General features: G+C 41.9%; 14 protein-coding genes. 1 reads left to right on the top strand and 13 read right to left on the bottom strand.

Annotated features, from left to right (window positions below):
* The 5 genes from E6C50_RS16735 to E6C50_RS16715 form a co-directional block, all read right to left on the bottom strand.
* Nucleotides 1-559 (bottom strand): PorP/SprF family type IX secretion system membrane protein (locus E6C50_RS16735; protein WP_136404392.1); only part of this gene is annotated, 559 nt, incomplete at its 3' end.
* Between the two features lie 67 nt (nucleotides 560-626).
* Nucleotides 627-6,899, bottom strand: coding sequence for a fibronectin type III domain-containing protein (locus tag E6C50_RS16730; RefSeq protein ID WP_136404391.1), 6,273 nt, complete (start codon nucleotides 6,897-6,899; stop codon nucleotides 627-629).
* Nucleotides 6,900-7,038: 139 nt separating this feature from the next.
* Nucleotides 7,039-8,955, bottom strand: coding sequence for an OmpA family protein (locus E6C50_RS16725; protein WP_136404390.1), 1,917 nt, complete (start codon nucleotides 8,953-8,955; stop codon nucleotides 7,039-7,041).
* Nucleotides 8,956-8,973: 18 nt separating this feature from the next.
* The gene (locus E6C50_RS16720; protein ID WP_136404389.1) at nucleotides 8,974-9,894 is read right to left on the bottom strand and encodes a PorP/SprF family type IX secretion system membrane protein; all 921 of its coding nucleotides are present in this window, start codon (nucleotides 9,892-9,894) and stop codon (nucleotides 8,974-8,976) included.
* A gap of 55 nt (nucleotides 9,895-9,949) precedes the next feature.
* Entirely contained in the window at nucleotides 9,950-12,712 is a 2,763-nt protein-coding gene (locus E6C50_RS16715; RefSeq protein WP_168732845.1) for a T9SS type B sorting domain-containing protein, read from the bottom strand.
* A 159-nt stretch (nucleotides 12,713-12,871) separates the two neighbouring features.
* Between E6C50_RS16715 and hflX the strand changes: the two genes are divergently transcribed.
* Nucleotides 12,872-14,101, top strand: coding sequence for a GTPase HflX (hflX, locus tag E6C50_RS16710; protein ID WP_136404387.1), 1,230 nt, complete (start codon nucleotides 12,872-12,874; stop codon nucleotides 14,099-14,101).
* A 90-nt stretch (nucleotides 14,102-14,191) separates the two neighbouring features.
* On the opposite strand, the gene E6C50_RS16705 is transcribed toward hflX, so the two are convergent.
* The 8 genes from E6C50_RS16705 to E6C50_RS16670 form a co-directional block, all read right to left on the bottom strand.
* Complete coding sequence (locus E6C50_RS16705) at nucleotides 14,192-15,064, bottom strand: DUF3078 domain-containing protein (protein WP_136404386.1); 873 nt, start codon at nucleotides 15,062-15,064, stop codon at nucleotides 14,192-14,194.
* A gap of 79 nt (nucleotides 15,065-15,143) precedes the next feature.
* Complete coding sequence (locus E6C50_RS16700; RefSeq protein ID WP_136404385.1) at nucleotides 15,144-15,647, bottom strand: DUF2480 family protein; 504 nt, start codon at nucleotides 15,645-15,647, stop codon at nucleotides 15,144-15,146.
* Entirely contained in the window at nucleotides 15,647-15,970 is a 324-nt protein-coding gene (locus E6C50_RS16695) for an SUF system Fe-S cluster assembly protein (RefSeq protein ID WP_136404384.1), read from the bottom strand. The genes E6C50_RS16700 and E6C50_RS16695 overlap by 1 nt, the downstream gene beginning before the upstream one ends.
* A gap of 5 nt (nucleotides 15,971-15,975) precedes the next feature.
* Entirely contained in the window at nucleotides 15,976-16,395 is a 420-nt protein-coding gene (locus tag E6C50_RS16690) for a SufE family protein (protein ID WP_136404383.1), read from the bottom strand.
* 4 nt (nucleotides 16,396-16,399) lie between these two features.
* On the bottom strand, nucleotides 16,400-16,879 hold the full coding sequence (locus E6C50_RS16685; RefSeq protein WP_136404382.1) for a hypothetical protein: 480 nt from the start codon (nucleotides 16,877-16,879) through the stop codon (nucleotides 16,400-16,402).
* Between the two features lie 10 nt (nucleotides 16,880-16,889).
* Complete coding sequence (locus tag E6C50_RS16680) at nucleotides 16,890-18,110, bottom strand: aminotransferase class V-fold PLP-dependent enzyme (protein WP_136404381.1); 1,221 nt, start codon at nucleotides 18,108-18,110, stop codon at nucleotides 16,890-16,892.
* 232 nt (nucleotides 18,111-18,342) lie between these two features.
* Entirely contained in the window at nucleotides 18,343-21,462 is a 3,120-nt protein-coding gene (locus tag E6C50_RS16675) for an efflux RND transporter permease subunit (RefSeq protein ID WP_136404380.1), read from the bottom strand.
* A 3-nt stretch (nucleotides 21,463-21,465) separates the two neighbouring features.
* On the bottom strand, nucleotides 21,466-21,765 hold the full coding sequence (locus tag E6C50_RS16670; protein WP_136404379.1) for a DUF190 domain-containing protein: 300 nt from the start codon (nucleotides 21,763-21,765) through the stop codon (nucleotides 21,466-21,468).

The following is a 21,765-nucleotide window of genomic DNA, read 5'->3' as shown; positions in this document are numbered from 1 at the left end:
GTCCGTTATAATCCAAATACGTCGACTTTAACATGTTCGGTACCGAAGCGGCTAAGTAGTATTTGTTGGTGTAGTAGAACAATCCCGCTCCGGCGTTAAAAAACGTTCGGCTGGTGTTCTCGGCAAAAGCAGGGTCATTCGCATCCGGAACATACGGACTTACATCCGATAGTAGTCCTACTTTATGGAAAGTCGCACCCGCTTTTAATCCCAAAGCTAGCTTGTGCTCTCCTCCAAGGTTTAAGGTGTAGGAGAAGTCAGCGTACACATTATTCTCTTTCACAGGACCGATCTTGTCCGAAATTACCGAAAGTCCCAATCCTACATTCTTACCTACCGGACTGTGACCGGAAAAGGTAGCCGTAGACGGAGCCCCTTCAAGATCAACCCACTGCTTGCGGTATAACAATCCAAAGGACAAGGTCTCCTTCGAACCTGCATACGCCGGGTTGATGACATTCATATTATACATGTACTGTGTATAATGTGGGTCTTGTTGTGCTGAGGCCTCTTTTAATCCGATCAGGGCTAAAAAGGCGGTCAAATATATTTTCTTCATTGGTATACTGTTTGTAAATAAAGTCCCTGCCCGATCACTCAGGCAGGACTTTATATAATGTTACTGCTTATTTCTCTCTGCTGATATAAACCCATCCGGTTTTAGTATCCCCACCTTTTAACTCGATAACATAGAAATACGTTCCGTCCGGTAATTCGCTTCCGCCTTTCGATTGTCCAAACCATTGCTTAGTATAACCTGTACCATGGCTGTAAACTTCAGTACCGTAACGGTTAAAGATGCTTAGTTTTTCTACTTCGAAATTAGACAGGTCGAAAGTATCATTTAATCCGTCATTGTTTGGTGAAATACCTCTCGGAATCACACATGAAGCAGAAATCTCGAAACTACTTTCGTTTGTACAAATTGCTGAACCTGTTCCGGTTTGAGCAAAGATGTAAACTGTTTGAGTAGTCGATACTACCTGTCCAGCTTGTAACTGAGCTCCTGTTCCACCAGTACCTGTATAGTATGCATTTCCTGCTGGTAATGCCGGTAATGTATAGCCTTCACATTCTACCGTTACATCTGGTAATGTTGCAACCGTAGGTGTATTGTAGATCGTTACCGTGAAGCTATTCTCGTCATTACATCCAGCAGAAGTACTTGTATATACATACAATACTGTAGTTCCATTAACAGGATCACCTGCATTTAACATCGTACCTGTACCACCTGGGCCAGTGTAGTAGTTATTATTAGCAGACAATGCTGGTAAAGTATACGCTCCACAAGAAGCTACGTTTTCCGGAGCATCAGCAGTTGCTGTTTGGATGGTTACTACAAAACTACTTTCATCTGTACAGAAGTTTGGTGCAACACCCGACTTCGCATATACATAGATTGTTTGTGACGTTGTAATTGTAGAACCAGCTGTTAACAATGTTCCTGTTCCACCAGTACCGGTATAGTAATTCGCGAACGAAGGTAACGGTTGTAATGTATAGCTATCACAAACTGTCGCACTTGGAATTACCGGAGCAACGATGTTAGTTGTAATATTCACATTAAAACTATCTTCTGCATAACAGCTAGGGTTAACCGTAGACTGTAAGTATACATAAATTGTTTGTGTTGATGTAATAACATCACCTGCATTTAATACTGTACCTGTAGCACCAGAACCTGTATAGTAAGTACCAGCTGTTAATGTTGGTAAGGTATACGATCCACAAACGGTTACATCGTCCGGAGCAGTAACGGTAACACCGTCGTTCGTTACAACTGTACTAACAGAGTTGGTACATCCGTCTACTGTTACTTCTAATGTATAAGTACCCGGTTGTGATACTGTTATTTGATCAGTTGTTTCACCAGCGATAACAGTTGTACCGAAGTACCATGTATACGTTGGATTATTAGCAGCAGTATAATTTTGAGGTGTTCCAATGATCGTTACACTTCCGGTACATACAGAATATGTAGCCGGCATCGTTACGATTGGCATTAGTTTCACAACCAGGTTCACCGGAATCACACCGAAACATGTAGCACTATTTGCTCCTTCAACACGGATGTAAATTGTTTTCGTGTTACTGTTATAAGGAACAGTTGCGTCAATTGGATTTACTCCGGCAGTAGCATCAGCTGATGAAGCATGGTATGTTACATTATACGTAAACGCCGGGTTCTGTCCTGCAACAACCTGAGGGGTTAATGTTGACAAATCGAAATCCGCTAATCCATCGTTAGATATATCGTCACAAACTTTATAATCCGGCATTGTAACCTGATTAATAGTTGGTCCGAAAGTAATGTTTACGCTATCCGTAGGGTTGTTTGAACATGATGGTTTTGTAACCACTACACTATATGTACCTGACTGAGTAACGGTTAATGTCTGACCAGTAGCACCAGGGATAACGTTCGTTCCGTTATACCAAGTATAAGTAGTTGCATTTACAATTCCAGCATCTAACGTGTATGATGTTTGTCCACATAAAATCTTATCCGGACCTAAATCAACCGTACAAACGATGTCACAGTTCGTAGAACCGGCACCTGACTGACCCTGGTTGGTTTGTGCTAAAGTAATATTACCCGCACTACCGTTATAATTCGTAATCTCAATCAAATAATATTGACCTGATATAGCATTCGGAATATTAAAGTTCTCAACTGATGCGGAACTATAACTGCATCCTACGTTAGGGCCAAGGTTACCACAACCTGCTGTAGGTGAAGTAAACGGACCGTATGCAATGAAATCCACGTCAATTCCTTGTCCTGTAGTACTGGTTTGAGAAATCTGGAACTGTAAGTTTCCTGATTGTTGTACTTGTAAGAAATACCAAGTTGGGTTAGGCGTTGTTGTTAAACACGCTACTGTTCCTAAGTTTGGCACCCCGATAGAACCTGGGAAGGTAATTGATGGTGATGTATTGTTCGCACAGAATGCTTGCGCATCGGCACAAGTAATAACTGTACCCACACAAAGGTTAAATGTGAAGCTTTGTGCTGTTGCTGCATTACTATATACACGGATCAAATAGTTTTGTCCCGGTACTAAACCGTTTACAAGACTGTTATTCGGATCACTACATACAATTGGTGTACCACCACATGCACTGTATACCGAGTGATACATATTATCTGTATTTAAACCAGTTGAAGTAGTATTTAACAACGCGATATAGTGTTGTGTATGTGTCGCTGTAAATTCAAACCAAACGTCATCATTCGGGTTACCACCACAAGTGTTTGGTAAAGCTGAAGCTGTTGCTCCCGCTAATGTTCCCGGTGTTGTCTGACCACAAAGTGAATCTTCATTTACCGGTACGTGAATTGGTGCAGTACATTCGTCATTCGAAATTAACGTACGGAATGTTCCTTTAATCGACCAAGCACTACTATCGGTAGGGCTACAAATAGCTCTCACATAGAAATCATATGGTCTTCCTGGCAACAATGCCGGTGGTCCACTATATGTAAATGGTGGTGGTGTATTTACGATTACCCCAGTATCTCCAGGGGCTGGTGGTGCAGAACCTGCTGGTAATACAATCACTTCCCACTGTGTAGCTGTACCCATTTCCTGCCAGTTTAGATCGGCAGACGTTTGTGTCATATTAGCAGCAGATAAATTTTTCGGTTTCGGACATGTTGGTGGTGGTGCACATGTTACTGTAGCATCCCATCCGTCACGTACGCCACTTCCGTCAGATGTAAATACAAATGTTAAACATCCACCTACAGTTGACTCAAATGGGCCAGGTAGGTTGTTTGTTAAATCACCTGCATAAGTACCTAATAATGTACCTGTTGTTCCTGTTCCTTCATACACACGTACAAAGTCATATCCAGCTTCAGTATTGAAACTATTGAATGTAACAGTAACCATATCAGTCGGGTTCGCCGGACAGATAGTAGTCGTTACGTTAGCACTGTTTCCGTACTGTCCATTAGGTCCTCCCGGATCATAGAAATGATCACCGGCACAGTAATTCGGTAATGTTCTAAGTGTTCTAGGGCCTGTCCATGTACTGGAATCCGTTGGACTACAAACCGCTCTTACATAGAAATCATATTCTGTATTCGAAGTCAATCCTCCTAATACATACGGTGGTGGTGTAGTTACCGTAGCCGTAATTGCTGTTCCAGGGATTGGGTTTGTATTTGGATCTGGAGTTCCTGTTGGAACTGCCATTACAATCCAGCTAGTTGCCGTTCCGGCTTCAAGCCAGTTTAACTGAACCGAGTTCATCGTAGGGTTAGACGCTACAAAGTTTTTCGGTTTCGGACATGTTGGTGGTGGTCCACATGTTACTGTAGCTTCCCATCCGTCACGTGTTCCACTTCCATCTGAAGTAAATACAAAAGTTAAACATCCACCCACATTAGATTCAAAAGGGCCTGGTAAGTTTGCTCCGGTTAAAGCTCCAGAATAAGTTCCTAATAATGGAGACGTAGCATTTGGTCCGTTATATACACGAACGAAATCGTATCCTGACTCCGTATTAAAGTTAAGGAAAGTAACGGTAACGATATCTGCAGGCGTTGGCGCACAGATTGTTGTTGTTACGTTAGCATTGTTTCCATACTGTGCATTAGGTCCTCCCGGATCAAAGAAATGGTCGCCAGCACAGAAGTCTGGCTGTGTCTTAAAGTTTCTAGGTCCTGCCCATGTACTGGAATCCGTTGGACTACAAACTGCTCTTACATAATAATCATAATCCGTATTTGAACTCAATCCGTTTAACACATACGGTGGCGGTGTAGTTACCGTAGCCGTAATTGCTGTTCCAGGAATTGGGTTACTGTTCGGGTTTGGTGTACCAGCAGGTACTGCGATTACAACCCAACTTGTAGCTGTTCCAGACTCCAACCAGTTTAACTGAGCCGAATGAGCCGTAATATTAGATACTGCTAAGTTTTTTGGTTTCGGACAAGTTGGTGGTGGCGCACAAGTTACTGTAGCATCCCAACCGTCACGAATTCCACTACCATCTGAAGTAAATACAAACGTTAAACAAGCACCAGGTCCTGATGACTCAAAAGGTCCAGGAAGGTTAGCACCTGTTAAGTTTCCAGAGTAAGTTCCTAATAATGGAGACGTAGCATTTGGTCCGTTATAAACACGAACGAAATCGTATCCTGACTCTGTGTCAAACGAGTTAAAAGTAACGGTAACGATATCTCCTGGGTTTGTAGGACAAATAGTTGTTGTTACGTTAGCACTATTAGCATACTGTCCATTAGGTCCTCCCGGATCAAAGAAATGATCTCCCGCACAGTAGTTTGGTAATGTTTTGAATGGTTTTGGTCCAGACCACTGGCTAAAAGATCCATCCGGACATTTTACTCTTACATAGTATTCATAATCTGTTCCAGACGCTAAAGGCGTACCCGTTACAGTAGTAGTAGCAGCATAAGCCGGCCCTGTGGTTACCGCTGTTCCAGCTCCCTGAGGAATTCCTGCACCTAATGCCTGAACAACAACTTCCCATTCTGTACCAGAACTAGGATTACTCCAGCTTAAGTTAGCCGAGTTCATTGTAATTCCTGCAACTGCCAAAGCACCCGGAGGTGTACAGGTTACACGCTGAATTACTAAAGTATATCCCGTTGTTTGCGGCGCTGCATTTGTAGAGATAACAAAATAATAGGTTGTTCCTGCCGTTACCGGGAAGTTAGGAATGTTTCTGATATTGGAGTTCGAGTTTCCGATACCTGCCAAACAGCTTGTTCCGATATTAGCACAGTTATTATATACGAAAATACCCGAATACGTTGCCGTAGGGGTCATCGAAATATCAATGTTTCCGGTAAATGTAGCGGTATAAGCATACACTACGTCATTACCTGTTAAGTAGTTTGTTGTGGTACCACAGCCCGTTGTTCCCTGACTACCGGTAATATTATTTCCGTAGTTACTGGTATTATCGGTAGTTGAATACGGTAATTGGTTTATCGTTATCGGTGCTGCACAGGTCTGTCCTAAAGTTACCGTTGTAAAATAGAAAGGTCCTGCCCAATCACTAGGTACGCCACCAGTACATATTGATCGTACTTTATATTGGTAAACAGTTCCAGGTGCTATAGGCGCACCGGTTGCAGTTGTAGTAGCCGTATACGGATTTGAGTTAACAATCTGTCCCGTTCCGGTAAAAGCATCCGTAGAAGGAATTAATTCAACTTCCCATTGTGTAGAACCACTTGGATTGGTCCATGACAATATAGCGGAGTTTGTTGTAACGTTGTTGGCCACCCCATTGGTAGGGTCTAAACAGCGCTGAACCATGTTGATATCATCAATCACAAAACGGTCACCGTCTGCTGCGGTTCCTACTTGCGTATGCTCTCTTACAAAAGCGATATACACTTGCTGGTTAGCAGCTACAGCTGGCGTCAGGTTAACAACCACCTCTCTGTACTCTCCAGCAACAGGAGACACCTGAGTTTCCGTCAAGTTCGCTACTTCGATAGTAAAGTTTGCCAGGGTAGTCTGAGCTCCTGACGTAGTTGATATTTTAATTTTAAGTTTTGATCCCTGATCTCCCGCACGGCCATGAAGTCCGTAGAAACGTAACTGTCCGTTTGCTGGTACCGTAACCAACGGAGAGATCAACCAATCTTGTTCGGTGTTCCCGTCACCGATGTTCACCCTTTCAACCATGGCAGCATAGTTGCCAGTGTGAGGAGGAGATGTTGTGGAATTTAGCGGTGTACGCACCCACAGGTTCGCATTACCGGGTCCCATTCCTATGCCATTATGGGAGACAGCCCAAGCTCCTCCAGGCCCTGACGGTGGGAAAGCACCTTCAAATCCTTCGGGAAAAACTTGCGAATAACTCACAAAACTCAATAATGACATAAGAATTAATAATGTAATTTTTTTCATAATTAATCCTATGATTTTTGATAAGTTTAATCCCCAAATATAAAATAAAATTAGCAATAACTTAACGTTATATGTTAAAATTCACAAAAAAAGCAACCTATATGGCTGCTCTTTGAGTATTGTTAAATTATTTTATTATTTATTTCTTAACAATTATAAATTCCGATCTTCTATTCTGAAGATGTTTCCAGACGGTACAATCATCCTGACAGTTCACTTTAGGAAGGCTTTCGCCATATCCTTTCCCGTAAATCCGCTCTTTGGAGATTCCTTTAGAAATTACATATTGAACCGTTGATTCCGCCCGCTGTTCCGAAAGTTTTAAATTATAACCCTGTTTCCCGCGGCTGTCCGTGTGCGACCTTACCATTACAACCATTTCCGGGTTTTCGTTCATTATTCGAACCAGTTTATCCAATTCTTTTGCCGCCGCCTCGTTAATTACACTTTTATCAAAGTCAAAATAAATATCATCCAATGCTTTTGCTCCGACAGCAATGGTATGATTTGCGTTTTCACCTGTTACGTCTGTACGCGCATTATCAGTATTACCCGCAACGATTGCATCTTCTTTTTTTACTGTACCTATAGATTCGGATGCCGTTGTTCTAATCCCATTTGCATCGTCCGATTGATTCAGCATCGCTTTGGCTGGCAACCTGATTCCCTGCACCAATCCATCGACACCAATTGCGACCTCTTTTTTTACAAGATCGGAGTTCTCAACAAACAATATCGGTTTTTCCGGTTCTTTTTCTTCTTTCCAATCTGTCTCAGTCGCTTCCGGAATTGTGTTTTCGGAAACAACAAGCGGAATAATGCTGTAAATATTATCCGATCCGTGGCGATTACTTGAAACGAAACCGATGTTTTTTGCTTTATTAAAACTAAAGGCAAAGTCATCTTTCGCAGAATTTACCGGTTTTCCCAGATTATGAACTTTCATTTCTCCAACCAGATCGACACAGTAAACATCCAATCCACCAAACCCCTGATGTCCATTAGATGCAAAAAACAATTTATGATCGTCTGTCACAAACGGAAAACTTTCATTTCCCTTAGTATTGATTGTTTTACCCAGATTCTGAGGTTTACCATAAGTACCATCCGGGTTGATCGCTACTTTCCAGATATCCACGCCACCAACTGAACCGGGCATGTTTGAGGAGAAATACAATGTTTTACCGTCTTTACTCAAACTTGGGTTACTGGTAGAATAGTCTTTACTGTTAAACGGTAGGGACTTGATGTCACCCCATTTTCCGTCTATTTTAGTGGCTTTAAACAAATTAACCTGGCCTTGTTTTATTTTTTTCACTTTATTCCGATGAAACAATCTCTTCTTAAAACTCTCACTGGCAAAATACATCGTATTCCCATCGGCACTGATTGTTGCCGGTCCATCATGGTATTTTGAGTTGATATTATCTACCAACACCGGTTCACTAAAGGTTCCGTTGGCATTATAAACAACAGCATATAAATCCAAAAACGGCTCATTGTTCCATCCGTATATTTTACGCGAAGTGTTACGAGCTGAAGCAAAATATAGTATATTATCACTGCTTAAAAACGCACCGAAGTCCGATTTATCGCTATTAAAATCCAATCGCTTCAGATCGAACATTTTTACGATATTATTTAATTTGGTCAGATAGTCTGGATTTTCTTTAAAAGCAATTGATCGCGGATCCCTGGGCGCCATTTTGACAAACTGTTTCATTTGTTTGCTAGCTTCCTCGTATTTTCCTTCTACCTTTAACATCTCGGCATAACGGTAATAGGTTTCGGCATCTTGTTTTTGAGCGATTGCCTTAGCATACCATTCATTAGCTTTAGGAGCATCCGGCACATTGTAATAACTGTCGGCCAGTTGTTTATATATATAATTTTTTTCTTTCCTCTGACTTTTATCCATTACTTCCAAATAGGCATCAGCCGCATTGGCATATTCGGAACGGTTAAAATAACTATCCGCTATATAGGTATTTCCATGCTGAGCGGCTACTTTAAAACTAATAATTGCGACAACAAAAGCGAAGACCATTTTTTTCATACTGTAGGCTATTTAATGTTAGAAATATCGGGGCGATTTGGATGCATTTTTAGAAAAACAGAGGTCAAACAGTATTATAAATTCATGCGACGATGACGTAGTTTTTTTTAAATCGGATACGATATGATCATAAGCATATCCGATACGAACACTTGGTGAAATGGCATAGTTAACCATCGCGCCAAAGGAATCGTCCAATCGGTAGGTCGCTCCGATTTCGAATTTCTCATAAAAAAGGAAATTGGTCGAGATATCAAACGAAGTAGGTGCATTAAAAGCGGATTTAACCATAAAGAATGGTTTGAATTTTGCATTCTCGCTTAAATCGAATACATATCCCCCCGTTACAAAATAGTGTTGCGTATCGCTTCCGAATTTACGGCCGTTATAATCCAGATACGTCGACTTTAACATGTTCGGTACCGAAGCGGCTAAGTAGTATTTGTTGGTGTAGTAGAACAATCCCGCTCCGGCGTTAAAAAACGTTCGGCTGGTGTTCTCGGCAAAGGCAGGGTCGTTCGCATCCGGAACATACGGACCTACATCCGATAATAACCCAACCTTATGGAAAGTCGCTCCCGCTTTTAATCCCAAAGCTAGTTTGTGTTCACCACCAAGGTTTAAGGTGTAGGAGAAGTCAGCGTACACATTATTCTCTTTCACAGGACCGATCTTGTCCGAAATTACCGAAAGTCCCAATCCTACATTCTTACCTACCGGACTGTGACCGGAAAAGGTAGCCGTAGACGGAGCCCCTTCAAGATCAACCCACTGTTTGCGGTATAACAAGCCGAAAGATAACGTCTCCTTCGAACCTGCATACGCCGGGTTGATGACATTCATATTATACATGTATTGTGTATAATGTGGGTCTTGTTGTGCTGAGGCCTCTTTTAATCCGATCAGGGCTAAAAAGGCGGTCAAATATATTTTCTTCATTGGTATACTACTTCTGGATAAATCCCCTAACACGATCAGGCGTTCTCTGCTGTTATTATCTATTTTCTCTGCTGATATAAACCCAACCCGTTTTTGTTTCACCTTTTTTCAAATCAATAACATAGAAATAGGTGCTATCCGGCAACTCACCGCCATTTTTGGATTGTCCGAACCATTGGTTGGTATAGCCTGCACCATGACTGTAAACTTCCGTACCATATCGGTTAAAAATGCTTAGTTTTTCGACACTAAACCCCGTTAAATCAAAAGTGTCGTTCAAATTATCGCTATTGGGCGAGATCCCTTTTTGAATCTGACAACGCAGCCCTTCGACGGCAATTTCTTTTGTAACGGAGCAGCTACCTGCTGCAGTAACTTTAACCGTAAAAACAATCGGAAAAGCAACATCATTAATCCAATCCCGGCAATAACGAGTCACATTAAAATCAGGCATATTTTTGCCTACGTTTCCTTTTTTATCGCAGAACCATTGAAAATGAGTCTTTGTCAGATCAAAAGTATTTCCTTCTTCTGGTTGTATTTTCAGCACAACTTCATCATTGATACAATCACTAAGAACAGTTACCGCTATTGGTTGTACTGCTACTGTAAGCGATGCTGTAATACCTTGTTTTACGCATTGATTGGCATACGGGGTAAAGACATAAGTCGTCGTAATAGCATTACTGATTACCGGTGGCATCCAGGCACCTGCTATTCCTTCTTTCGAACGGCTGGGTAATTTCGGAACGGCTGCTCCCGGGCAAATTGGCCCGATCGGATTAAATGTCAGAAGGGTTGTTTTATCCTCATTATCAATTTTCACATCGAGTATATCAACACAATGTGCTGTTTTCCAGTAGTAACGATAGGTTCCGCTTGTTGTAAATCCGGAGATCGTAGTTTTGTTGGCATGGTAATCCCCTATCGTAGATGTTCCGGGATTATTCGTATCGGCCATCCAGACACCCTCCCCTTTTGCTGAGACATTTGCCAAAGCGTTGGCACAATTTAACAATAAAGGACCTGGTGTAACAATACTATTATCACCTTTTAGCTCAAAATCATCCAGAAGGTTTCCGCTACCTGACTGGTTTTTAAAAATAAAACGGGTTACAGGCTGATTCTCCGGAACAGCATAGGTTCCGACATACTCCTTCCAGACGTTGTTCCCTGTTGTAGCGATCACAACTAAAGCAAACGGACCTTCCGGCGGACCGGCATAGAGTGCACAGGAACTTTCATTATCCCGCCCTCTGTGCACAAAACGACACCGAAAGGAAATAGGAACTGCCGTCGCGTAATCCTGGTATATATCCGAACCTTCCGTTTCGTTAATTTCAACAAACTGAGTTCCGGAATAAGCCTGTATATTCCGATTATTACCCGAATGCCAAAATTTTATATGGTTATTTTCCGCTGTTGTTTTCCATCCCGGAACACTGTGCTGATTATAAAGTTGGGGATATGCTGATTTCACCTGATGTAAAGGCTTTTCAAAATCCGGATTTACGGTATAAACCAGACAATCTGTGGCATTGTTCTGGACAACATCCGGTATCTTAACACAAAGATCAAAGCTAAAGGCTGTTTTTCCACGCGGACTACTAACCGCCAGCCGGAGGGTATAAACAGTCCCTATCCGCAATCCCAATGCCAGTAAAGAATTAGTGGTATTACAATATATTGGTTGTGTTTGATCACATTGTTTTCCTTCATACATCGTTATGGCAACCGGTTTTGCATTTCCTTTAAAATTAATCAGATCAATCATATGCGTTTCATGAGTAGCTGTAAAAGAAAACCATATATCGCCATTATTATCCGGCACACAGCTATCGGATCCCGTTATCGTAGTTCCTAAAAAAGATACCGGTACTACTTTATTACAGGATTGATCTTCGTTTACAGGAATCGTTTGAGCATTACGACACTCGTCATTATTCACAAGGGTAGTAAACGCATAGAAATCACTCCATTCACTGTATGCCATTTCCCCACATTCCGACCGCACTCTGAAGCGATAGGTCGTTTGAGGATCAAGATTTATGACAGCATATTGGTTTTGGGTTACAGTAGTACTTTCGGATCGTGGCGAAGCAGCAGCAATCAGTTCGATTTCCCATTTTCCGGGACTGTCCGGAAGCGCCCAGGCCAGCACTGCCGAATTGGCAGTAACATTCGTTATCTTGATATCCGTTGGTGTAACACAGGGAGATTTCAATTCGATATCATCAATCAAAAAGCGGTCACCAGTACCACCTTCCGTCTGCTCATGCACGCGCACAAAGGCGATGTAAACCATTTCATCTGCTGTGACCTGTTGTTCGTTAAATGTAAGCGTCATCTTATTATAGACCCCTGGAACAGAACCAATTTGACTTTCTGAGAATTCAGCTACTTCTGTAAAAGAAGACAGATCCGTTTGAGATGTTTTTGAAATCTTTATTTTGAGTTTGGATCCCTGATCACCGGCACGTCCATGCAAAATATAGAAGGACAATTCGCCACCGGCAGGAATGGCAACTTTGGGCGCAATAAGCCAGTCTTCTTCTGTTTTGCCGTCTCCTATGTTTATTTTTTCGACCATAGCAGCATAATTTCCGGAATGTGGATTATACACACTCGTAATAAGAGGCGTTTGTTTCCAGATATTCCGGTTCATCGGTCCCATCCCTATTCCGTTGTGCGTTACGATCCAGGCTCCTTCCGGTCCGGAAGGCGGAAAGCTTCCTTCAAATCCTTCCGGAAAAACCTGAGACAAACAAATAGAATTAAGCATAATCATCAATAGCATCAGGAACGTTTTCTTCATCATTAAATATTTTATTTGGTGAGGCAATACAAAAATCCTATCCATTTGGTAAAAAAATCATTTTATGACCTGTTTGTAATGCAAAATGCTTCTTTAGTTATGATTTAATAATTTATTCCGATTAATCCTGAAATGCTTATTTTTGTACTTTAATAGAAAAGAATGTTAGAGAAAGAAGTAATAAATTTTGAAAAAACCGTAATTGTCGGAATCATAACCAAAGAGCAAAGTGAGGAAAAACTTGGCGAGTATCTGGATGAACTTGAATTTCTGACTTTTACAGCCGGAGGTGAAGTGGTGAAGCGTTTTTCTCAGAAAATGGACAAACCCAACCCCAAAACATTTGTGGGAACCGGTAAAATGGAAGAGATCCAATATTATATAAAAGATAACGACGTTAAAACCGTGATTTTTGACGATGAGCTTACCCCGGCACAGCAAAAAAACATTTCCAAACTTTTGGATTGTAAAGTCCTGGATCGTACCAACCTTATCCTGGATATTTTTGCGCAAAGAGCCGAAACATCCTATGCCCGTACACAGGTAGAACTGGCGCAATGTCAGTATTTGCTACCCCGTCTTTCAGGTATGTGGACACACCTTGAACGACAGCGAGGTGGTATTGGTATGCGTGGTCCCGGTGAAACCGAGATTGAAACCGACCGTCGTATTGTTAGGGATCGTATCGCTTTATTAAAAGAGAAAATCAAAACTATCGACCGTCAGATGTCCGTACAACGAAGCAACCGCGGTGCTATGGTTCGCGTGGCCTTAGTGGGTTATACCAACGTAGGAAAATCGACTTTAATGAATGCCATTGGTAAAAGTGATGTGTTTGTCGAAAACAAACTATTCGCTACTTTAGACACGACCGTTCGTAAAGTAGTGATCAAGAACTTACCATTCCTGTTATCGGATACCGTTGGATTTATCCGCAAATTACCAACACAATTGGTGGAATCCTTTAAAAGCACGCTGGACGAAGTACGCGAAGCCGATTTATTATTACATGTGGTAGATATTTCACATCCCGATTTTGAAGATCATATCGCCTCTGTAAATCAGATTTTACAGGATATTAAAAGTGCTGATAAACCAACGATCATGGTATTTAACAAGATCGACGCTTATAAACACCTGACGATTGACTCCGATGATCTGATTACCGAACGGACAACCAAACACTATACATTGGACGAGTGGAAAAACACCTGGATGTCGAAGGTAGGCGAAAACAACGCCTTGTTTATTTCGGCAACCAGTAAACAAAATTTCGAGGAATTCCGTGAAAAAGTATACGAAGCCGTACGAACAATTCACATTACGCGCTTTCCTTATAATAATTTCCTGTATCCCGATTATAAGGATGCTGTTGAAAAGGAAGAGGAATAACAAAAGGCTGTCGGTGGACAGCCTTTTGTTTTATATTTTCACTTCTATATTCGACACCTGACAGGTTTTAAACCCTGTCAGATGTAAATTTTAAAATCCGTAATTGATTCCAAGTCCCAATACCTGACGGATCTGAAACCCTTTAAAAGCATTGTCATCATAAATGGTTTGGAAAGCCAGATTGGTTGATAAATATTTGTTGATTTTCATCACGATATTTAACTGATAATCCAAATCGACGTTTTGCGGATCCTCCAGATAATTGGAGTACAGGTTTAGTATATTTTCAACCGATACATTTTCCATCAGGTTAAACTTATAATAGGCCGATGCGTTAAAACCCAATTCATATCGTATACTTTTTCCTTCATCCACACCAAAATAACCCTGATTGGGCAAGGTAAAATTCTTGTCGACAAATGTTAACTTAGAAGTCGCCGGTGAAAGGTTTGCTTTCAGATTATCACTTTTTTTCCAAAGCATACCCGGACCAAAAGACAGGTATCCCGGAGACAGAAAGTTGGTATATTCACTTCGGGTTTCGGCACCGTCGGCATCTGTACCATAGGTATATCCTTTTGTCATCTGCGTTTTAAAGTTTAAAAAAGCAGAATAATACCAATAACCCGATGCTTTTTTACCCAATAGCGAGTTTAACTCCAATCGGTCGTCCGTTTTCTTTTCAAAAGCAGAGTTCTTCGTTTTTACAAGCCCGTAGGCGGCAATAATTTTATTGTCCCAGGACCAGTCACCCTTCTTATAATTAAAATCGTAATTCACGCCCAGATTACCGGCGATATTGTTTTCTCCCCCGGCAACCCAATTGTTAAAGGCCGATTGGTTAAGAAGGAATGAAATATTCCCTTTGGTTGTCCAGTGTTTTGTAGTATCCTGAACGGGTTCCTGTGCTTGAACGGCCATAGTACCGATAAAACAAAGCAGTGTCAATGCAATTTTTCTCATAGGTAGAATTTTCTGTTTCACACAAGGTAACAAAAAATCATAAAAAAATCACAAAAAACTATGTAAAAACCGACAAATACTATTTGCGTTTATAAACCGGAACGGCCGAACAGGCTTCGCCAAACATAATGCTTTTGGCAACCGGCATCAGCTTTTGCGTGGCCAGCACATAGACTTCCTGCGGAACCGGTTTACGGGAACATCCTTTGATAATCACCGGTTTATCCTGATAACTGCTATAATCCAGCTTTTGCAGTATCTCCTGATACAATCCAATTTCCATTTGCGGAATCGTTCCCCAGAAAACATTTTTGGCAACCGGCTCCAAATAAGCTGTGATCAACATAAATGCCCACGCAGGAACAATCGCATCCGTGCTACAGGATAACGCCACAAAACCGTCTTTATAGGTCTCCCAGTTATGGTTTTTAAGCTGTTCGCGGAAATCTTTTTCACGCAGTACCAGACCTTCGTAAAGCCATTGCGAAACATCAATGGAAAAACGAGGCCCTTCGGGATAATAGTCTTCCAGGTCAAAAACCTGCAAAACACTATTCGCGACTCTGTTTACAATCTCTTCCATTACAGCATTCCCAGTTCGAGTTTCGCTTCTTCGCTCATCAGGTCTTTACTCCATGGCGGATCGAAAGTGATTTCCACTTCACAGGATTTTACCGCATCAATGGATTTAATTTTTTCTTCTACCTCCATCGGTAACGTTTCCGCTACCGGACAGTTTGGTGACGTAAGTGTCATTAAGATCTTTACGTCGTTGTCTTCATTGATCATTACATCATAGATAAGACCCAATTCGTAAATATCTACCGGGATTTCCGGGTCATAAATACCTTTCAGTACTTTTACCACATTTTCTCCCAGATTTATAGTATCGTTAAATTCTTCCATAACCTTTAATTTTTGGACTGAAACGCCAAAGCATACATTTTAATTTGTTTGATCATCGACACCAGTCCGTTCGCACGGGTTGGTGATAAGTGTTCTTTTAATCCGATTTCATCGATAAAATCGGTGTTGGCTTCTAAAATAGCCTGTGCCGACTGGTTCGAAAAGGTACGGATCAGGATGGCAATAATCCCTTTGGTCAGTATCGCATCGCTATCGGCTGTAAAAACGATATTTCCGTCTTTTTCTTCCGCATACAACCATACTTTCGACTGACAGCCTTTAATAATATTTTCGTCTTTTTTATACTGTTCTTCAATGAGAGGCAGACTTTTACCCAGTTCAATGATGTATTCGTACCGTTGCATCCAGTCTTCAAACATCGAGAATTCGTCTACAATCTCCTCCTGAATTGCTTTTATCGTCATCTTCTTATTTTTTGTCGGCTAATTCATTTAGCTTATTTACAATTTTTTCAATCACTGCCGGCGGAAATCCGTGGTCAAATGTAGGCGCGGTATAGGTTCCGTCTTTGGTTTGTATCGTAAAATTGGCCATTGCAGCCCCATCGTAAAACCTTTTTTCGGTAGGTGCTTTTAATTCCGGCACCGCTTTCAGATCTACTTTTTTAAAGTCGGCCAGAATAGCATTCCACTCCTGATCCGAAAGTTTGATCACCGTAGGTTCACTCATATCGTCCCTTTTACTGGTCACGCGTAACTCCTTATTGTCCAGTACGATTTTTCGATAGAACCCTCTTGATGAAGCATCATATTCAAAAACCGGGTTTTGTTGTTCCTGTTTCATCGTTAGTTCGGTTTCTTTTTCCGTCGATCCGGCTATATTTTTCTTCGTACAGTTACATCCTGTACAGGTAATAATAACCGATGCTAAAAGGGTTACTAGTCTCATAGGCTTGTTTTTAGGATAACATTTGTTTTGCTTTTTTTACAGCTTCTACAAAGATATCAATTTCTTCTTTCGTATTGTAAAACGCAAACGATGCCCGTACCGTACCCGGAATATCGAAGAAATTCATTACCGGCTGCGCACAATGGTGCCCGGTTCGTACGGCGATTCCCAGTTTGTCTACAATCGTACCGATATCATACGGGTGGATTCCTTCGATATTAAACGAAATCAATGAAGCTTTATGCGCTCCGGTTCCGTATATTTTTACGCCTTCAATTTCCAGTAATTTTTCGGTTCCGTAGGCTAGTAATTCCTGTTCGTAGGCTTCGATGGCTTCAAATCCGATTTCGTTCAAATAATCGATTGCGGTTCCTAAAACGATTCCGCCTGCGATGTTTGGTGTCCCGGCTTCAAATTTATGAGGTAAATCGGCATAGGTTGTTTTTGCAAAGGTAACTTCTTTGATCATTTCACCTCCACCCTGATATGGCGGTAGTCGGTTTAACCAGCTTTCTTTTCCGTACAGAATTCCCACTCCGGTTGGTCCGCAAACCTTATGACCGGAAAACACATAGAAATCACAATCCAGTTCCTGTACATCGGGACGTAAATGGGGCGTCGCCTGAGCACCGTCGATTAAAACCGCAGCACCAACCTGATGTGCTTTTTCAATAATCTCGGCAATTGGATTTACCGTTCCCAAAGCGTTGGAAATATGATTTACCGCAATGATTTTCACCTTTTCATTTAGCAACCTGTCGAATTCCGAAAGGATCAATTCTCCTTTTTCATTCATCGGAATCACAACCAGGTTCGCTCCGGTTCGTTCGCATAAAAACTGCCAGGGCACGATATTGCTATGGTGTTCGATAGCCGAAACCATCACTTCATCGCCCGGTTGTAACAGTGCTGCAAAACCATTGGCTACCAGATTAATTCCGTGTGTCGTCCCCGAAGTAAAAATAATCTCGTGATTGTGTTTGGCATTCAGGTGTTTTTGAATCGTATTACGGGAAACTTCATACGCATCGGTTGCCAACTGGCTCAATGTATGCACTCCTCTATGGATATTCGCATTGATTTCCTGGTAATATTTTGTAATCGCATCGATTACCACTTTAGGTTTTTGGGCGGTGGCGCCATTATCGAAATAGACCAGCGGTTTTCCGTTTACCGTTTGGGAAAGTATTGGAAAATCGGCTCTTATGGCCTGAATATCTAGTTTTTTCATCTGATTTTACTGTTTTTTGTCAGATGGAATTGCAGACAAGCGGATCACCTGTCCCTCCATTTTTTTAATCCTTGCAAATTTACGGGATGTTTCTTTAAAAGACGCATAAATTAAGACAGATTTAAGGACGCCTTTCCGGAAAGCAAAAAAGGCTGTCCAAAAGCGGACAACCTTTTTATGTATACCGTACCGACCTCGCATATCGGTACGGCTTTAGAATTGAGATCTCCTGTTAAATTTTCTTCGTTGGGTGAATCCAGTAATACAAGGCCGGAATGATTAGCGGTGCAAAAACCAGCGTACTTAACAATCCTCCGATAATTACCGTAGCCAACGGACGTTGTACATCGGAACCGATTCCGGTTGACGTTGCCGCCGGTATCAATCCCAATACGGCCAATACCAGAATGGATAAGATTGCGCGCAATTGCTCTTTGGAGACTTTTTCGACCGTCTCCCGCGAACTTTCTCCGGAAATCCCTACATTGGCCCTGTTGAGTGCCGAGACGAGCAATACTCCGGCCATTACCGATATACCAAATATTGATACAAATCCTACACCTGCCGAAACGTTAAAGTAATAACCCCGTAATAACAAGGCTGTGATTCCGCCACCAAGGGCGAATAAGATACAAGCCATCGTAATCAACGTATCTTTAAAGTTTTTATAAAGCGAGAACAGTAATATAAACACCAATCCAATCGTTAACGGAATCGTTAGTAATAATTGTTTACCGGCACGTTCCAGGTTTTCATATTGTCCACCATAAATGATCTGATAGCCTTTTGGTACTTTAACCGATTTGTTGATTTTTCCTTCCAGTTCTTTTACAAAACTCACCTGGTCGCGTCCTACAATATTGGTTCGTACGGTAATCATACGTTTCCCATTGTAGTGATAGATATTGGTTTGTCCCTGAATAAAGCTTACATCCGCCAACTGATCAATCGGAATTAAAGCACCGTTGGTTGACGTCACCAATAAGGATTTGATCTCGTCGATATTCGCACGATGTTGTGGCAAATAGCGCACTACGATATCGTATCGTTTTACACCGTCGTACAAGGTAGTGATCGCTTTTCCACCGATGGCGGCTTCGATAATATCCTGAACATCGGAAACATTAATTCCAAAACGGGCGGTTTTTTCACGGTCGATATGGATCGATAACTGTTCCTGTGGCCCTTCCTGTTCGATATTCACCGCGGCACTTCCTTTCATTTTATTGACAATCGACACGATACTATCGGCTTTGGAACGCATCAACTGCAAATCGTCTCCTACAATACTCACGGCTAAATCGGCCGCACTACCCGTTACGATTTCCATTACCTGGTCGATAATTGGCTGACCGGAGGAAAAGCGTACGCTAGGCAAGGCATGTTCCAGATCGGTACGGATCATTTTTACCAGTTCTTTTTTGGTAATCGTATCACTCCACAATTTATAATCTTTTAATCCGATCAGAATTTCGTTACGGTTGGCCGGGAACGGGTCAGTTCCATCGTCATTTCGTCCCGCCTGCGTAATGATATAGGAAATCTGCGGATATTTGGAAATCACTTTTCGGATTTTAGGCGAATAGGTCGAGTTTTCCTGAATCGAAATACCTGCCGGGAAATTTCCACGGATAAAGATCGATCCCTCGTCCAATTCCGGTAAAAACTCCGATCCCAGACGAGCTCCGAAAGCAATCAGTACAAACACCACCGCCATTCCGATATAAACCGTTTTCTTATAATTGTTCAACAACCCACCCAGTAGCTTGCTGTATTTTTTATCCAGATAATCCAGTACGATATTTTTATGCTCCTTGATTTCCGAATCGGTATTCGAAACCACTTTGTTATACACAAACGAGATTAATACCGGTATTAGCGTTAGTGCCGCCAACATCGAACCCACTACTGCAAACGATAGTGTTAACGCCATTGGAGAAAACAGTTTTCCTTCCACACGGGTCATCAATAAAATAGGCATATAGGCCAGAATGATAATCGCCACGGAGAAGAAAATCTCACGTCCCACTTCCTGAGCCGAAAGCATGGTGATTTTCACAATTCCTTCTTTGCGCTCTTCGATGGTGGCCTTTTTATAACGCCTGATCAGGTGTTCGGCCATGACCACGGCACCATCAACGATGATCCCGAAATCGATCGCTCCCAACGATAATAAGTTGGCCGGAATACCGGTTAATCGCATAATGATAAAAGCAAACAATAGCGAAAACGGAATGGTAAGCGCTACCACTAAGGCACTTCGCCAGCTTCCAAGGAAAAAAATCAATACAATGATCACAATACTGATGCCTTCGAACAAGGTATGCCCTACAGTTTCCAGTGAATGATTTATCAGGAAACTACGATCGTACATCGTACGGATTTTCACTCCTTCCGGCAATTCATGATCCTGAAGATCCGCAATACGTTGTTTTAGGGCTTTTAAAACCTCACTTGGGTTTTCGTAACGACGTAACAAAACGATGCCTTCCACCCCATTGTGCACATCCACTTTTTCGTCCGGGAACGTATAGCCCAAAACACCACTTGGCGGTGGTGGCATGATTTCCACTTCACCTACATCGCGGATAAAAACCGGAAGTCCGTTGGCCGTTTTGATTACGATGTTTTCAATATCTTTTTCATTTTTAATCGCTCCGAGTCCACGAACCGCAAAAGCCTGTCCGCCACGTTCGATTGTATTTCCTCCGGAGTTGATATTATTGGCCACCACCTTTTCTTCGATATCGGAGATTTTAAGGTCGTATTTTCGCAGTTTTTCAGGCGATAGCTGGATATGAAACTGTTTTAACGGTCCGCCAAAGGTTGTAATATCGGCAATACCGTCGGTTTGCAGCAAATATGGTTTGATCACCCAGTCCTGTAAATCCCGGATTTGAATGGGTGTAAAACTTGGCGGTGCTTCCACCACATAACGGAAAATCTCCCCAACTGCAGTTGACAATGGTGCCAGTTCGACTTCCACACCATCCGGCAAATCGGCTGTTGCCAATCGTTCCATAACCTGTTGTCGGGCGAAATAATCGTCTGTTCCGTCTTTAAACGTCAACTGAACGATCCCCAGTCCGAAAATCGTACGGCTTCTTCTGTCCAGTACGTTCGGTGTATTTTGCAACGCCCGTTCGATAGCCACCGTAACCTGTTGTTCCACCTCTTCGGCAGCACGGCCTTTGTATTGGGCCACAACAATTACATTGGTATCGGCAATATCCGGATACGCTTCAATTTTTAATTGCGTAAAGCAAAAATAGCCCACCAGCATCAAAGCGATACTGATTCCCACTACAATCCATCGGTTTCTAAGTGAGAATAAAAGTAAATTCTTAATCATTTTTTACCATTGTTCCACAGCATGTGTGATAATTAATCCACCGCTGTACACGTTTCGCAATTCTTTTATAGCTTCTTCCACATTTTCTTTTGTATCGACAAAAGAGATCACCAGCGGTGTTTCGTCAAAAGAAAATTCCCGGTTCGGCCGTTTCAGCTTCTGGTGTTTTCCAAAGCCCATAAACCCGTTAAATGCGGTTGCTCCTGCGATATTTTTTTCCAACAGAAACAATAAGATGAATTCGTATAAAGGACGCGTGCCTCTCAATTCGTCTTTATCAATAAAAATCTGAGCTTGTACCAT

It is taken from the genome of Flavobacterium supellecticarium, from assembly GCF_004801375.1.
GTDB classification, from domain to species: Bacteria; Bacteroidota; Bacteroidia; order Flavobacteriales; family Flavobacteriaceae; genus Flavobacterium; species Flavobacterium supellecticarium.
This window is presented reverse-complemented; position numbering and strand designations above follow the sequence as displayed.

Excerpts from the sequence above, each read along its gene's own strand:
- E6C50_RS16730 (WP_136404391.1), bottom strand. The coding sequence starts at position 6,899 with ATGAAAAAAATTACATTATTAATTCTTATGTCATTATTGAGTTTTGTG.
- E6C50_RS16725 (WP_136404390.1), bottom strand. The coding sequence starts at position 8,955 with ATGAAAAAAATGGTCTTCGCTTTTGTTGTCGCAATTATTAGTTTTAAA.
- E6C50_RS16720 (WP_136404389.1), bottom strand. The coding sequence starts at position 9,894 with ATGAAGAAAATATATTTGACCGCCTTTTTAGCCCTGATCGGATTAAAA.
- E6C50_RS16715 (WP_168732845.1), bottom strand. The coding sequence starts at position 12,712 with ATGATGAAGAAAACGTTCCTGATGCTATTGATGATTATGCTTAATTCT.
- hflX (WP_136404387.1), top strand. The coding sequence starts at position 12,872 with ATGTTAGAGAAAGAAGTAATAAATTTTGAAAAAACCGTAATTGTCGGA.
- E6C50_RS16705 (WP_136404386.1), bottom strand. The coding sequence starts at position 15,064 with ATGAGAAAAATTGCATTGACACTGCTTTGTTTTATCGGTACTATGGCC.
- E6C50_RS16700 (WP_136404385.1), bottom strand. The coding sequence starts at position 15,647 with ATGGAAGAGATTGTAAACAGAGTCGCGAATAGTGTTTTGCAGGTTTTT.
- E6C50_RS16695 (WP_136404384.1), bottom strand. The coding sequence starts at position 15,970 with ATGGAAGAATTTAACGATACTATAAATCTGGGAGAAAATGTGGTAAAA.
- E6C50_RS16690 (WP_136404383.1), bottom strand. The coding sequence starts at position 16,395 with ATGACGATAAAAGCAATTCAGGAGGAGATTGTAGACGAATTCTCGATG.
- E6C50_RS16685 (WP_136404382.1), bottom strand. The coding sequence starts at position 16,879 with ATGAGACTAGTAACCCTTTTAGCATCGGTTATTATTACCTGTACAGGA.
- E6C50_RS16680 (WP_136404381.1), bottom strand. The coding sequence starts at position 18,110 with ATGAAAAAACTAGATATTCAGGCCATAAGAGCCGATTTTCCAATACTT.
- E6C50_RS16675 (WP_136404380.1), bottom strand. The coding sequence starts at position 21,462 with ATGATTAAGAATTTACTTTTATTCTCACTTAGAAACCGATGGATTGTA.
- E6C50_RS16670 (WP_136404379.1), bottom strand. The coding sequence starts at position 21,765 with ATGGTACAAGCTCAGATTTTTATTGATAAAGACGAATTGAGAGGCACG.